General features: G+C 55.5%; 13 protein-coding genes. 6 read left to right on the top strand and 7 right to left on the bottom strand.

Annotation, left to right across the window (positions count from 1 at the left end; translation table 11 throughout):
* Positions 1–216: 216 nt before the first annotated feature.
* Positions 217–2,277, top strand: a complete 2,061-nt coding sequence (locus ACL2XO_RS07470) for a pentapeptide repeat-containing protein (RefSeq protein WP_413742479.1) — start codon at positions 217–219, stop codon at positions 2,275–2,277.
* A gap of 61 nt (positions 2,278–2,338) precedes the next feature.
* On the opposite strand, the gene ACL2XO_RS07475 is transcribed toward ACL2XO_RS07470, so the two are convergent.
* The 4 genes from ACL2XO_RS07475 to aldA all read right to left on the bottom strand — a co-directional run bounded on the left by ACL2XO_RS07475 (position 2,339) and on the right by aldA (position 6,664).
* Positions 2,339–2,953 (bottom strand): LutC/YkgG family protein, encoded by a 615-nt coding sequence (locus tag ACL2XO_RS07475; protein WP_413726801.1) that lies wholly within the window; start codon positions 2,951–2,953, stop codon positions 2,339–2,341.
* Positions 2,950–4,344 carry a lactate utilization protein B gene (locus ACL2XO_RS07480; protein ID WP_132923045.1) on the bottom strand — a complete coding sequence of 465 codons (1,395 nt, stop codon included), beginning with the start codon at positions 4,342–4,344 and terminating at the stop codon, positions 2,950–2,952. Before ACL2XO_RS07480 ends, ACL2XO_RS07475 begins: the two co-directional genes overlap by 4 nt.
* A gap of 20 nt (positions 4,345–4,364) precedes the next feature.
* On the bottom strand, positions 4,365–5,108 hold the full coding sequence (locus ACL2XO_RS07485) for a (Fe-S)-binding protein (RefSeq protein WP_132923044.1): 744 nt from the start codon (positions 5,106–5,108) through the stop codon (positions 4,365–4,367).
* 113 nt (positions 5,109–5,221) lie between these two features.
* Entirely contained in the window at positions 5,222–6,664 is a 1,443-nt protein-coding gene (gene aldA, locus ACL2XO_RS07490; RefSeq protein ID WP_132923043.1) for an aldehyde dehydrogenase, read from the bottom strand.
* 665 nt (positions 6,665–7,329) lie between these two features.
* Here aldA and ACL2XO_RS07495 point away from each other — a divergent pair.
* Positions 7,330–8,868, top strand: coding sequence for a diguanylate cyclase domain-containing protein (locus tag ACL2XO_RS07495; protein ID WP_413743044.1), 1,539 nt, complete (start codon positions 7,330–7,332; stop codon positions 8,866–8,868).
* A 7-nt stretch (positions 8,869–8,875) separates the two neighbouring features.
* On the opposite strand, the gene ACL2XO_RS07500 is transcribed toward ACL2XO_RS07495, so the two are convergent.
* Positions 8,876–9,160 carry a YciI family protein gene (locus tag ACL2XO_RS07500; protein WP_413742480.1) on the bottom strand — a complete coding sequence of 95 codons (285 nt, stop codon included), beginning with the start codon at positions 9,158–9,160 and terminating at the stop codon, positions 8,876–8,878.
* 290 nt (positions 9,161–9,450) lie between these two features.
* Between ACL2XO_RS07500 and ACL2XO_RS07505 the strand changes: the two genes are divergently transcribed.
* Both ACL2XO_RS07505 and ACL2XO_RS07510 read left to right on the top strand, forming a co-directional pair.
* Positions 9,451–10,917: a diguanylate cyclase gene (locus ACL2XO_RS07505; RefSeq protein WP_413742481.1), complete on the top strand. Its 1,467-nt coding sequence runs from the start codon at positions 9,451–9,453 to the stop codon at positions 10,915–10,917.
* Between the two features lie 58 nt (positions 10,918–10,975).
* The gene (locus ACL2XO_RS07510) at positions 10,976–11,029 is read left to right on the top strand and encodes a hypothetical protein (RefSeq protein ID WP_243701584.1); all 54 of its coding nucleotides are present in this window, start codon (positions 10,976–10,978) and stop codon (positions 11,027–11,029) included.
* A gap of 92 nt (positions 11,030–11,121) precedes the next feature.
* Here ACL2XO_RS07510 and ACL2XO_RS07515 read toward each other — a convergent pair whose 3' ends face one another.
* On the bottom strand, positions 11,122–12,240 hold the full coding sequence (locus ACL2XO_RS07515; RefSeq protein ID WP_413742482.1) for a hypothetical protein: 1,119 nt from the start codon (positions 12,238–12,240) through the stop codon (positions 11,122–11,124).
* Between the two features lie 169 nt (positions 12,241–12,409).
* Between ACL2XO_RS07515 and ACL2XO_RS07520 the strand changes: the two genes are divergently transcribed.
* Positions 12,410–12,970 carry an isochorismatase family protein gene (locus ACL2XO_RS07520; RefSeq protein ID WP_413742483.1) on the top strand — a complete coding sequence of 187 codons (561 nt, stop codon included), beginning with the start codon at positions 12,410–12,412 and terminating at the stop codon, positions 12,968–12,970.
* A gap of 68 nt (positions 12,971–13,038) precedes the next feature.
* Complete coding sequence (locus tag ACL2XO_RS07525; protein WP_413742484.1) at positions 13,039–14,355, top strand: MFS transporter; 1,317 nt, start codon at positions 13,039–13,041, stop codon at positions 14,353–14,355.
* Positions 14,356–14,370: 15 nt separating this feature from the next.
* Here ACL2XO_RS07525 and ACL2XO_RS07530 read toward each other — a convergent pair whose 3' ends face one another.
* Positions 14,371–14,592, bottom strand: a complete 222-nt coding sequence (locus ACL2XO_RS07530; protein ID WP_132923037.1) for a hypothetical protein — start codon at positions 14,590–14,592, stop codon at positions 14,371–14,373.
* Positions 14,593–14,798 lie beyond the last annotated feature (206 nt).

The raw sequence follows: 14,798 nt of genomic DNA on the forward strand, positions 1-14,798 counted from the left end.
ATAGCTAAAAAACGTTCTTACCCTTAAATCACAGGGTACCGAATAACGTTTTCGCTAAAGAGATAAAAGAGCTGTCTTATTCCACTAAAATTCTCATCTTCGCCATCTCTATCAAGAGAGTATTTTCTGCAAGTTTCCCAATTGTTACCGTGCTAACTTTGGCCAAAGAGTTTTGGATCATGCGTTGGGGCGACTTTGACGCACGGGGAGCGGTAGATGCCTTTAATCAATATCAATACAGCACGGATGAACGTCATGGCGCAAGCCGTTGCAGGCATCGGCACTGAAACGGCGAGATCCGACGCGAATTCCCTCCGGGGGATTCTGGAGCATATTGTGAATTTTTTTACCGCCGGCTATCTGTGCAAGCAGCGCGCGGTGCAATATGATGCGTTTACGCAAGCCTTGGCCACTGCTCTTGATAATGCCTTGCCATCAAAAGATTCTTATATCCTTCCGCAAACGCTTATCATTGATTATGCCGGCTATACCGTCACCTTTATGCTGCCGGGAGAAAATCATGATGAAGCCGGCCCCGTCGCCATTCGGGTGAGCCAGGACGGCAAAAGTGTCGACTCGCAGGTGGATAAAATTGCCTTCTGCCGTATTTGCACCGTTTTGCTGATACGCCAGCGGCATGACCTGGCTTTTTCAGCCATCACTTTAACGGACCAGGGAAATATAGACCTGCGCGGCGCTAACTTGAGAAGAGCCGACCTGAGCGAACTCGATCTGCGCGGAGCCGATTTGAGCGGCGCCGACCTGCGTGAGGCCGACCTTAGCAAATCTGACCTGGGCGAAGCCTCTCTCAAAAATGCCATTCTGTTGAAAACCGATCTTACTGACGTTCAACTGGCCGGGACTTACCTGTGTAATGCCGATTTGAACGGAGCTAAACTCAATGGGGCCAACCTGAGCAACCTCTCACGGCAAGGTCCGTTGCTTTACTTCCCCCCCTGGGATGCAGACAATATAAAAATCTTTCTTGATCATAGGGCTAGCGGCAGGAACGGCAGCCTGCTGACCATGATGGACAGCATTGATGAACGGTATGCTGACGTTAAAGTACAGATGGCCCGCGAATTGATGCATTCATTGCAAGACGTTGATGTATCGAGCGTGGCGCTTCTTTTGAGGGATGTCTTGTCTAAAGCTCCCTATAGCGGTGATGCCGGCATCACAGCCTGGCTGGATGGGGTTTGCGATCGCTACCTCGGTCAATATGATACGAAAGCCTTGCCGCTGTTGAGTGACGACGGGCTTGAACAGGTTGCGGGCCTGTTCTCACATCAGCCGGAACGGATGTTTACTCATAACAGCGCATTTATCCAGTGGGTTGCCCAAGGAATGAAGACGGGGAACGACGCTATCAAGGCAAGCATCATCCGGCTTTATGATAGCTACCTAAATCATGAAAGGGTGCGACCGTATGCCGCTGTGGATGAGTTTGGCGATTATGGCGCCCAGCGGCCTGACTGGAGGGATGAGCACGCCGCGAATCATATACTCTTCCCCTCTCGACCTGACGGGCCGGTTATGCTGCTCTCTGCGCATACCCTTCAAGGCATGCTGCATCCTGACCCTCTCAAGCCCGTATGGGATGGTTTTTATCTGTATAACCGGCGGGGGGAAAATCTGCTGCCAAGCGATCACCCTCCTGAAACGCTGTTTGACCAGGATTTCAAATTATTTTTGGCGCCTTATCGCTTTGCGGAACAGCTCGCCAGCTTTGCAAAATTGCTTGGAATATTAGGGCTTGGGGAACGGCAGGAATTATTTATCTCCGCAACGCGTTCCAAAACGTCAAAGGTAAAGCTGGTGAGTCCGGAAAGCCAGGAAGAATTGCGCAAAGTCTTCCGCCCGAAACTGACCTATTCAACGGATTCCGGCGACTATAGCCTTACCAGCGGGCATTACGACGAGATTATTATGGCCTATGGCCTCTCATCGGCCGGTAATGACGTTCAGGCCAAAACGCTGCTGAGCCTGGCGGCGGTATTCACGAAATATTCCTCCAGCGCGATTTTCGGCACTGAACATGAATCCCCGGAAATGCTCAGACGCTATGCCTGTGCATTGATGGAAAAAGCCAATGCCCTTGATGAGAAGGTGTTTATGAATGGGAGGGGAAATGCCTTTACCAATTGGAAAAACCGCCTGCTGGGCTTGGAAGGCGCCCAAAGTTGCAGCGCCATGGTATCATTTTTAATGGTTGGCCATATCCGCGAAAATTTCCCGGACGTTTTGGGGGGTATCCTGCCGCCGGCATGGTGTTGATAACGTCGGGCTCGATACTTTTATCTCACGCTTCCAGTTGCGGGGGCAAGAAAACAAACATTCATCCAGGCAGGCCGATCACACGCAGGCTGCGAACGCCCTGGGCGCCGCGAATCAATACGCCTTCGATATCGGCGGTGGCGGAGGGGCCGGACATCAGTACCGAATAGCGTGCGGTGGAAAACTCTGCGCGCCGGTAGGCCGCGTGCAGGTTGGGCAAGATATCCTTCACCGACAGCAGCACCACCAGATGCTGCGCCAGATAACCCAGCGCATTGACCGGGCATTCCGCTTCGCTCAGCCAGATGGAGCCGGTTTCCGCCACGCCGAACCTGGCCCGGACGATGCCTACCTCCACATGATCCACCGCGGCGGCGGGGGTATCCGGCCCGATGGCCAAATCGCCGTCGATGCCCCGCACCGCCGAGCAGAACACGCCGCCGGCGGGAAACAGCCCGCGGATATAGCCGGACAGCGCGGCATAATCCGCCGGGCTTCCATCCCACGGCGCATTGATAAGACTTTCATCCCATATGCCGCCCATGATAGCCAACGAGACGCCAAAGGCTTCCGGCGTTGCCGGGTACCGATCGGCAAAATCAGGCAGCTCTGGCCGAGGCACCGGCATCATGGCGTGGTTGCGCACGGCGCGCAATATCTCATCACGATCGCTCATGGCTTTTTATCCTTGTCGATGGGGCGTCGGTGCTCCAGGTACCAGCGGTGAAAGCTCTGGCGCGGCGATGTCGGAATTTCCCGGGCCTCGCCCCAGGCGTTCAGGGGATGATAAAGCAGAATACGCGGCAGTTTAGGCACTACGGCGTTGGCGGTGTCCACCACCGCCCGGTACAGGGCGGGACTGGCGAGTATCTTGCCGGCGGCTTTCATGGCGCTTTTTTTGGCAAAAGGCAGCTCGTTATTGCGGGCGACGATCTCGCGCCATTTGAAAATCTGCTCGTGAATATTGATTTTCACCGGGCAGACCTGGGTACAGCTGCCGTTAAGCGTCGAGGCGAACGGCAGGGTACTGTATTTCTTCAGATCCATGGTGGGGTTGATGATGGCGCCGATAGGGCCGGAATAGACGGCGCCATAGCTGATGCCGCCGCTGCGCCGGTAGACCGGGCAGGTATTCATGCAGGCGCTGCAGCGGATGCATTTTAGCGAATACCAGAAATCCTCCATGGCCAGCCGCGCGCTGCGGCCGTTATCCACCAGGATGTAATGCATCTCGCCTCCACGGCGCGGTGCGCGGAAATGGGAGGTGTATTGGGTAATGGGCGAACCGAGGGCGCTGCGGGACAGTAAGCGGATAAACACCCCCAGATCCGCCGTGGCGGGCACCATTTTTTCAATGCCGATGGACACCAGGTGCAGGTTCGGCACGTTGGCGCTCAAATCCGCATTGCCTTCATTGGTGCAGACGGTGACGGCGCCGGTTTCGGCGACGGCAAAGTTGCAGCCGGTCATGCCCGCCTCGGCCCGCAGAATGTACGGGCGGGTTTTATCCCGCTGCTGCCCGGCGAGATAGTGCGGATCGGCATTGTCCGGATCGGTGCCCAGGGTATCGGCGAACACCCGGGCCACGTCGATGGAGAGCTTATGCACCGCCGGCACCACGATATGGCTGGGCATCTCATTATCCAACTGCTGAATGCGCTCCCCTAAATCGGTTTCGATGACATCAATGCCCCGCGCCGCCAGGTAAGGGCGCATATCGCACTCCTCCGTCAGCATCGATTTGCTTTTCACCAGGGTCTTCACCCCATGGGTCCGGAGGATTTCATGGACGATACGGTTATGCGCCGCCGCATCCTTGGCCCAGTGGACGTTCACGCCGTTGGCCAGGGCATTGCGTTCGAACATCTCCAGATAGAAATCGAGGTGGGTGAGGGTATGTTCCTTGATTTGCGAGGCGAGATCGCGCAGTTGCTGCCATTCCGGATGGGCCTTCATCTGGGCGTCGCGCAGCTGGCGCAGGGTCCAGAGCCGTTGATCGAGGAAGGTCTGGTGCTTTTCGCTGGCCAGGAATTCCCGCGAGCCTTTAACGTGGTCAATCGCTTTCATATCGGTCTCCGGTACGGGGCTCAGGCATGGGCGCCATTGAGTATTTGGGCGATATGCATAAATTTAACCTCCGCCCCCATACGCTGCGCGCAGCCCTTCTGGTGCATCAGGCAGGACATATCCGCCGAAACGATGTATTCGGCGCCGGCGTCTTTATGATCGTTGACTTTGTCATACCCCATCTTGGCCGATACCGGCGCTTCGGTTACGCTGAAGGTACCGCCGAAACCGCAGCATTCGTCCGGGCGGCGGGGGTGGGCGAACTGAATATCCTTTACCGCGCTCAAGAGGGCCAGGGGCTTTGAAAACGGCGGTTCGTCAACTTCCGATACCGATGCGTGGCCCAGGGAGCGCAGGGCGGTACAGCTATTGTGCAGGCCGACCTTATGGGGAAACGCCGCCCAGGGGAATGCCTTGACCTGCAGGACATCATGCAGAAAATCCACCAGCTCATAGGTGTTGCGGCGCACCCGCCGCACGTCGTCGGTTTGTTCGATGGCGTCCAGATGTTCGCGCACATGATGGACACAGCTGGCGGAGGGGGCCACGATATGATCGTAGCCGCTGAAGTTACGCACGAACAGGGCCTCGCAGCCCGCGGCGTCACGCTGGCAGCCGCTGTTGGACATGGGCTGGCCGCAGCAGGTTTGGGTCAGGGGATAATCCACCTCACAGTCCAGGCGTTCCAGCAGCTCCAGCGTGGCGATGCCCACCTCGGGAAAATAGGCATCGATAAAGCAAGGAATAAACAAGGCGATTTTCATAAGGCGGCACATCTCCCTGGAATATCGGTATTCTTCCCATAAGCGGATCGGGGGCGATGGGGGGTATCGCGTATGATGCGATTATTCTCCCCCGTCCGCTTTATTTGTGTGATTTAAGCCTGATATTGCAGGTAAACCACATGGGTTTGCAGATACTCCTCCAAGCCGTGCCGGCCATCGGCGCCGCCGATGCCTGATTTGCGCCATCCGGCATGGAAACCTTGCATCGCCTCGAAATTCTCGCGGTTAATGTAGGTTTCGCCGAATTTCAGTTTTTTCATGGCCACCATGGCGTTGTTCAGATCGGTGGTATAAATGGACGAGGTCAGGCCGAACTCGCAGTCATTGGCCATGGCAATGGCTTCGGACAGGGTGCGGAAGGTGGTGACCGGCAATACCGGACCGAAGGTTTCCTCATGCATAATATCCATCTCCTGCTGTACATCCACCAGCAGCGTCGGCTGGAAAAAATACCCCTTGCCTTCGGCGCGTTTCCCGCCCAGCACCACCTTTGCCCCCTGGGAAACCGCTTTATCCACCTTTTCCTGCACGCTTTGCAGCGCGGCGGCTTCAATCAGCGGTCCCATATCCAGCTGTTTTTCTTTCGCCGGATCGCCATACTTAACCTGTTTAAAGGCCGCGGTCAGCCGGGAAATAAATGCGTCTTTTATCTCTTCCTGCACATAGACCCGTTCCGCGCAGTTACAGACCTGGCCGGTGTTAATGATGCGGGAGTCGACAATGCTTTTCACCGCCAGGTCCAAATCCGCATCGGCCATCACGATGGCGGGTGCTTTGCCTCCCAGCTCCAGCGACACTTTGGTGATATTTTTGGCGGCGGCCGCCATGGTTTGTTCCCCGGCCGCCACGCTGCCGGTCAGGCTGACCATGCCGACTTTGGGATTGGCCGCCAGCTCCTGGCCCACGACAGATCCACGGCCGGTCACCAGATTGAAGACCCCCTTAGGCAACCCCACCCCATGGACGATCTCGGCAAAGGCGATGGCGTTGTTGGGCGTCAGCTGGCTGGGTTTGACGACAATGGTATTCCCGGTGACCAGCGCCGGCGCCGCCTTACGGGCTATGAGGAAGAAAGGGAAGTTCCAGGGCAGGATGCCGGTGGTGACGCCGATGGCTTTTTTGAACACCAGGATATGTTCATTGCGCCGGTCGCTTTGCACGATTTCCCCTTCGTAGCGCCGCGCCCACTCCGCCATGTAATCAAGGTAATCGGCGGTGAACAGCACTTCGGTATTGGCCAGCCCCTGGGTTTTACCGCCCTCGGCGACGATAATGGCGGTCAGTTCCTCTTCCCTTTGGCGGATGCCGGCGGCGATTTTATGCAGCCACTGGCCGCGTTCCTGGGCAGGCAACTCTTCCCAGTCATTCTGCGCCGCCTCGGCGGCGTCAATAGCTTTACGGACTTCCTCAATGCCGGCATCGGGAACCTGCGAAATAACTTCCTCGGTGGAAGGATTGATCACATCAATCCATTTGTTGCCGGGGTTGGAAATGAATTCACCGTTTATATAAATTTGTTGCTGTTTTATGGTCATTGCTGCAACTCCATTAATGATATGTAGGTTAATTGTTGCATACAAAAATCAGTATTACCCCGCCGCCGAGGTATTGCAATGACGGAAATTACGGAAATAAAAAGGTACTGTTTATTGGCGCGGCGGGAAAAAAACACCGGCCAATAGGTTGTACAATCAAATGCAATTCATTGAAGATTCTATGGATTGTAAACAGAATACTTCCTGGAGGAGGCTCGAATCTGCACAGCCGGTTTTGAAGGGTTGAGCGGTGATGTCAATGTAAAACTTATTATTATAGTCTACTCATACAAAGCGGCCTTGATAATAGTGCCATCACCGGGTCAAGAATGACCATCAGGGGAAGACTGCAGTGATGGGGGTCACATAAATACACTTTATCGTCGTTAAAACCGGCAAAAAACGAAAGACCTCATTCCGATCATCCCGGATGAAAAAAAATATTTTTATAATGAAATTTTGAGCGAGTTCAAATTTTTCCGCTAAGTATCGGATGGCATTAATATAATCGATTGATAAACGGAATGGCCGTTTACCGCAGGAGACAAAAATATTCCGTGAATGCTTTAGCACCCTTTTACAGTCAGTAAAGTCAAGTCTACTATAGCGCATCCGTTTTGCCGTGGGTTCAGCTCGTGGATAGACAAACAAACTCGTTCCTGCATATGGATTTGCGGCGACTGATACTGATTCTGGCCGTAATGAGCGCGCTGGTCACCTTGGCCAATGGTTTTTTCGCCACTTACCAGGTACAGCGGCAACTGCTGATTGACGATACCCTGGAAGCCAATCGTAACTACGCCGCCAAGCTGGCGGATACGACCAATCTGTTTTTTGTCAGCCTTTACCGTCAATTGGCCTATAGCTCCGCCATGATTTCAGCAGATTTTGGCAACTCCGCCCTGCTGCAATCGGAGGCCCAGCGTCTGCTGCTGCAAACCAACAGTTTTAACTCCGTCGCCGTGGTGAACGCCGACGGGGTGGTGTTGGCCACCTCCCCCGAATCCATACAAATCAAAGGCCGGAAGCTGACGACTCCCGGCGCTTTACAGGCGCTGCGGATTCGCGTGCCGAACATCAGCGAACCTTATGTTTCCGTCACGGGCAATTTGCTGATCTTTATTTCTTCGCCCGTTTTCGCCGAGGACGGGACCTACCTGGGATATGTGGGCGGCACCATCTACCTGAAGCAAAAAAGTATTTTGAACGAAATGCTGGGGCAAAATTTTCACGGCGCGGGTTCTTATACTTACGTGGTTGATAACGAACGTAAAATCATTTATCACGATGATGCCGCCCGTATCGGACAGCCGATGGCGCACGGGGAACTCAGTACGGCGGTGCAGCGTCAGGGTCGCGGCAGCCTGCAGGAGACCAGCCAGTCGGGAGTCAATATCCTGGCGGGTTTTGCCGCGGAGCCGTTGTCGCACTGGACCATCATCACCATCCGGACCACGGACAATACCTTAATGTCCCTGCGGGGCCTGATGCTAAGCGTATTGCACCGAACACTGCCGCTGACCCTGCTGACCCTGGTGGCGGCCTGGCTGTTCGCCCGCCTGATTTCCCAGCCGCTATGGCTGCTGGCCCGCAGTGCAAACGACATGGATCGGACCGGTGTTTTTGATGATATCACCCGCATTCCGTCCTGGTATTTTGAGGTGGCGCAGCTTAAACGCGCCATGCTGGTGGGCATCAGCCTGCTGCAAAAAAAGATCGGTACCCTGAAGACCGAGGTACAAACGGATCCGTTGACCGGGCTGCATAACCGGCGCGGTTTATCGCTGGCGCTGGCTGCCTATTCGTCCGCGAATCAGGGCTTTGCCGTCATTGCTTTTGATATCGACAAGTTTAAAAAAGTGAATGATACCTATGGCCACGATGTCGGGGATCAGGTGCTCAAATATATGGCGCAGCTGCTGCGGGCCTGCTCCCGCAGTGAAGATGTTTTGTGTCGGATCGGCGGAGAAGAGTTTTTGATGCTGCTGCCCGCGACCCCGATGGGTATCGCAACCGATATCGCCGAGCGTCTGCGGGCCAATGTCGCGGCGGCGGATTTCCCCAGCGTAGGGCGCGTTTACATTTCCGCGGGGGTGGCTTTATGGTCGCCTGAGACGGGAAATCCGGAGCAAGCGCTTAAACAGGCCGACGATGCGCTGTACCGGGCAAAAGCGCAAGGCCGCAACCAGGTGGTGGTAGCCTGATGCCCGGTTAAATCGTTTTCAGCTCTTCCAGCGACGGAATGGTCATGGAGGGCAGGAATTCGGTGATCTTGTAATTCGCCACGGCATTAAAGGGATCGGACGACAGAACGGTATTGAGCTCTGAACGGTCCATACTTTTGGTGAAAATGATCCCGCCGTTGCGAGGGACTTTCCGGCCGGATGCAATAAACACGCCGGCGGCATAAAACTCTTTCAACCAGGCTATATGACCTTCCAGAAGCTCTTCAACCTTTTCAATCGGTTCCTCATAGGTCAACTCGACGATGAACATCAGCAACTCCTTTAGGTAATGGCTATGCGATAAAATAAATGTTTATACCTGTCATACTTTAAATTGCAGGTACGTTGGCGATACTCGGCTCATCCATGAGGTTAACCCTGCGCCTGCAACTCGGATTATTTAGGGTATTTGTCATTCTGTGAAGCAGGCAATTCTTATATTATCCCGTACCCCCGCCTGTGATGGCCGGAATACAGCAGGATAGTTTCACTCGTATCCGTTATGCTTAGCCATGCGCATTGGCCGTTTTTGTCAAAGACACGACACTTCAGGGGAAATGGATGAACAGCCCTTATCGGTTAACTAAAACACGGGCCCTTATTTTATTCACCCTGATGCTGCTGGGCGCCTTTTTGCTCATCAGCTGGAGCAGCTATGAGGTGGCGCGGCAGTCGCTAAACAACGAAATCGAAGAGAATACCCTGCCCCTGACCAGTGATAATGTCTATTCAGAGATTCAGCAAGACCTGTTGCGGCCCATCTTTGTCTCATCGCTGATGGCTCATGACACCTTCGTTCGCGACTGGGTGCTGGATCATGAAAAGGATCCTAACGCCATGATCCGCTATCTCAGCGAGATTGATCGCCGCTTCGATACCATCTTTTCATTTTTCGTTTCCGATAAAACCGATCGTTATTATGATCCTAAACGGGTGCTCGAAACGGTGTCTGAAAAGGCGCGCCGGGATCAATGGTATTTCCAGGCCAAAAGCCTGCCCGCCGATAAATCCTATTTTATCGATGTCCGCCTGGACCCGGAAGATCACGCCCGTTTGGATATCTTCGTCAACTATAAGGTCCAGGATTACCAGGGAAACTTTATTGGCCTTACCGGTATCGGCATTTCGGTGGAAAAGATCAAGGTCTTGATTGAAAAATATGAACAGCGCTATAACCGCGTCATTTATTTTGTGGATAAAAGCGGTCAAGTGGTCTTGCACGGACAGTCCTTTAACCGGGCGATGAATATCCGCCAACAGCCCGGAATAGGCCCATTAACCACCTCGATTCTCACCGTGCCCGGCGGCAGTTACCAATACCGGGACCAGGGCCGGCAGGTGCTGCTCAATACCCGTTTACTGCCGGAGTTCGATTGGTATTTAATGGTGGAACAACGGGATCATCCCTTGCAACGGGTGCTGTATATGACGTTGCTAAAGAATCTGGGCATCGGCGCAGCGGTGAGCGTGGTCTTTTTATTATTATTATGGCTGACCATCGGCGGCTACCAGCGCCGGCTGGAACACATGGCCACTACGGATAAACTCACCGGCGTCATGAACCGCCAGGCGTTTGAATTACGTTTTCTTCTTTTCCAGCGCAGGCGCGGGTCTTTACTGACCGGGACGCCGGTTGCGCTGGCAATCATCGATATTGATCATTTTAAACCCATCAACGATTATCACGGCCATGGCATTGGCGACCGGGTCATTCAGCACATTGCCGGAATCATTCAAACTTCCTTGCGCCGCACCGATAGCCTGTGCCGCTGGGGCGGGGACGAATTTCTGGTATTGATGCCGGACTGCGACAGCGTCCAGGCCCTGGCGCGGATGACAACGCTGTCCGCGTTAATAGAACAATCGCCGCTGATTTTCGATAACAAGACCATACCGGTCACCGTAAGCTGCGGCGTGGCGGAACACCAGGGTAAAGAGGGGGTGGACGCATTGATGAACCGCGCGGATATCGCGTTATATCAAGCCAAGCAGCGCGGACGTAATCGCGCCGAAAAGTGGGAGGATTAGTTCTGTCAAGTTCCGTTAATTGATTATAGAGGCACGTACTATTTATGATGAAGATGGCATGAAAATATCGGAATGGAGTACAAATCTAAAAAGCGTGTTGGTTTTTTTATAATAGTCTTAAGAGAGATTGCTTATCTGAATAATGAACCAAAAATAATTGCATATTTTGTTACCAAGGATGATTGTCCGTGGTTTACTCCCGAATCAGTTATCGCCGAACAGCGCCGGGCGGGCGGCCTCTGAGGGGAACACACAGCCGACATCATGGGCGCAGTCCGGCACCAGGGTGACGGTCCGTTTTTTATCGGGGGCCAGCAGGGCGCGATCGTAGGCGGCATAGGCCAGTCCACGTTGCATCCGGTAGGGACCTTGGGCGGCCGCGGCGCAGGACTTGTCCAGAATCGGATAAAAGGCGCCTTTGGCGGCGCTGCTGTCCAGAGCGCCCTCAAGATAATGTATGTCGGCTTTGGCATAGTGACGACGCGCTCGGGGGGCGTTGCCGGCGAGATGTCCCGGCAGGTTTTCCATACCGTACTTCCATTGATTCACCGAAGGACAATCCTTGGCCGGCGCCGTCATCCGAAAACGGCATGCGCCGCTATCGGCGGCGGTGCATAGGGACCAGTCCGCCGGCTGTCCGGAAGCGACGGGCTGCGGGCGCAGGGGATGAAAATAGAGCCAGGTGCCGGGGTCCGCCACCACGTAACGCATCGATACCCCGGCCGGATCGGCGGCAAAACCGATGTAGTGCTGCACCATCTGTCCTCCGGCGGAAAATCCCGCTACCGTGATAGTCTTGAGGCTGGGCCATTGACGCTTTAGCGTCGCCGCCAGGGCGTCGAGGGCATCGAATGAGCCGATAGCGTCATTGGACGCCACGCCGCCGTCCAGCCAGCTTTCACAAGTCCAAAGCAAGTCGCCGGCGCGGGCGGCGGGTACCCCCGCCGTATGGCATTTCCCCGCGTCTGCATCGGCAACCTGGAATAGCGGCGCCACCACCAGGGTATCCTCCATCCGTCCGGCACGGCGGGTCGCCAGCAATGCGGCGTCGAAGGTTTTATCGGCATCGCGGGGATGGCCGTGTACGGCAATCAACGCTCGGGTGGGCGCCGCATCGGCCCTGCTATTACCCGCGGGCCGGGAGGCGTAGTAGTGCATGATCCCTTTGGCGCCGGCCGGTTTAAACTGAAGGTAGCAGGCCGGCGAGGCGGCCGCTGTGCAGGACGGCGCCGCCGCCGCGACCGGGACGGCACTGCACGCCAATATCGGCAAGGCAATCATGCAACCCGCTATGGCGCGGCGAAAACGGGGAGTTGAAGGCATCAGTTGCTCTCTTATTATCGCTGGATTAAAACGAACGGCCGGTACCCAAGCCGGTCTCAGCATAAAACACCCTTGGCACATTTTGAAATCAATATAAGAAGTTTACCTTTGTAGATTGCCTTGCTAACTGTTAACCTAATGCTTATTCCTATACCGGAGAGGCAATCCCATGGCATTAACCACTCTAGATCCCAACACCGCGCTCATTCTTATCGATTTGCAAAAGGGCATATTGTCCTACCCCACCGTACATCCGGTGGCGGACGTATTACGGCATGCCCGGGAATTGGCTGACGCTTTTCGCCGGCACGGCTTGCCGGTAGTGCTGGTGAACGTGGACGCCGGCGCGCCGGGCCGGACGGAGCAGAGCCGTAACCGGTCATTTTCCGCTGATTGGGCCGAGCTGGCGACGGAGCTTAATGCGCAGCCTTCCGATCACCGGGTCACCAAGCGGACCTGGGGCGCTTTTAGCCATACCGATCTTAACGGCTATCTGCAACAGGCGGGCGTCACGCAGGTGGTGATTGCCGGCATCTCCACCAGCGCCGGCGTTGAGTCCACCGCGCGCCATGCGCATGAAAACGGTTATAACGTTACCCTTGCCGTTGATGCCATGACCGACACCAATGCCGATGTCCATATCAACAGCATCAGCCGGATTTTTCCGCGGCTGGGTGAAACCGGTGCCAGCGGGGAGATTATCTCGCTTCTTGACGGCTCCCGCTCTTGAGCATTTTACAGGCGACGGTGGTGGCCCCCGTTTTGCACCCCACGACGCCGGCGCGCTGAGGAATAGCGATGAATGGCATGTTCCGTTCCCTGGCGATTTATAATTACCGGCTGTGGGCCGGCGGTGCGATCGTCTCCAATATCGGTACCTGGATGCAGCGTACCGCCCAGGACTGGCTGGTGCTGACCCAGTTGACCCGCCATAACGCCACCGCTCTGGGGGTGGTGATCGCGCTGCAGTTCGCGCCCCAGCTGCTCCTGCTGCCGTTAACCGGCTTTGCCGCCGATCACTTCGACCGGCGAAAACTGCTGATGGTGACGCAGGCGGCCTTGGGGATTCTGGCCTTGGGATTAGGCGTCCTTACCGTCACCGGCTGGGTACAGCTGTGGCACGTTTACGTTTTCGCCTTTTTGCTCGGCGCCGCCGCGGCGTTTGATACGCCCGCGCGCCAGACCTTTGTGTCGGATTTGGTGGGAGAGGCCGATCTGTCCAATGCGGTGGCGCTTAATTCCACCTCTTTTAACGCCGCGCGCATGATAGGACCCGCGGTGGCCGGGGGTTTGATTGCCATTATCGGCACCGGGTGGGTATTTCTGCTGAACGCGGCGTCGTTTATCGCCGTGCTCGGCGCGCTGCTGCTCCTGCGCACCGGCGAACTGCATGCAAGCCTGCGGGCTCCCCGCAGCCGCGGCGGCCTTGCCGAAGGGTTTCGTTATATCTGGCAGCGGCCGGATTTGCGCATGGGGATGCTGATGTTTTTTTTAATCGGCACCTTCGGCCTGAATTTTCCGATCTTTATTTCCACCATGTCAGTAACCATTTTTCACGCCGGCGCCAATCAGTACGGATTCTTGACCTCCACCATGGCCATCGGCTCAATCGCCGGCGCATTGCTGGCGGCCCGACGGGAAAAACCCAATATCGCCTTGCTATGCGTGGGTGCCGCCATTTTCGGCAGCGGCCTGGCGTTGGCCGCCGTGATGCCCGATTACCTGCTGTTCAGCGTCATGTTGGTGATTATCGGCATGTCCGCCCAGACATTCACCACCACCGCCAGCAGCCTGGTGCAATTATCCACCGAGCCGGCCATGCGCGGTCGGGTAATGGCCATTCTGCTTGCCATCGCGCTGGGGGGCACTCCCATCGGTTCACCGGTGGTGGGGTGGGTGGCGGACAGGTTCGGACCCCGTTGGGCCTTGGGCATCGGTGCCCTCGCGGGTGTGGGCGCGGCCATAATCGGCGTCTATTTTCTTGCCCGCTATCGTCATCTGCGGATAGGCAGAGTGGACGGGCGGATTCGCTGTAGCTTTGATGACGGTGAATTCACGGTGGTGCAGAGGGTGCGCCCCAACCCCGATGCCGATTTGCCGTCCGGACGGGGTTAAAACCGGCAGACGAGGTTAGCGCGCGGCGTCCTGGGACTCGGCGCGGGCGGCACGGTTCTGTTTTTCCGTGAGAGAAATGATATCCAGGGAGTTTTTCCGCAAAGACTCAAGATGATCCATCCCGCGGTCGATATGGATGGCGAGATTATGGAAATTAACGATAACCGCAATCCAGGCTGCAAATAACAAACCCAATAGAGTCACAAGGAAACGTCCAAGCATTTTCGCCTCAAACATCAGCCACTATTTCCACCAGAACCTCTTCGCCAGAAGTATGCTTTTTTCTTGGACTGCCTGAAACCGGTTTTGGTTCCGCCTTAGATGGTTTTCAGCTATAGGAGCCCAGGGGAGTCAGTCGCTCCTGTATGAAGGGTGTTCGATTTATAAGAGAAACAGCGCAGATAAAATCCGCTTCAGGCATTATCGGCCCAGGTGGCGGGCAG

Source organism: Sodalis sp. RH15, assembly GCF_047324255.1.
GTDB lineage: Bacteria > Pseudomonadota > Gammaproteobacteria > Enterobacterales > Enterobacteriaceae > Acerihabitans > Acerihabitans ligni.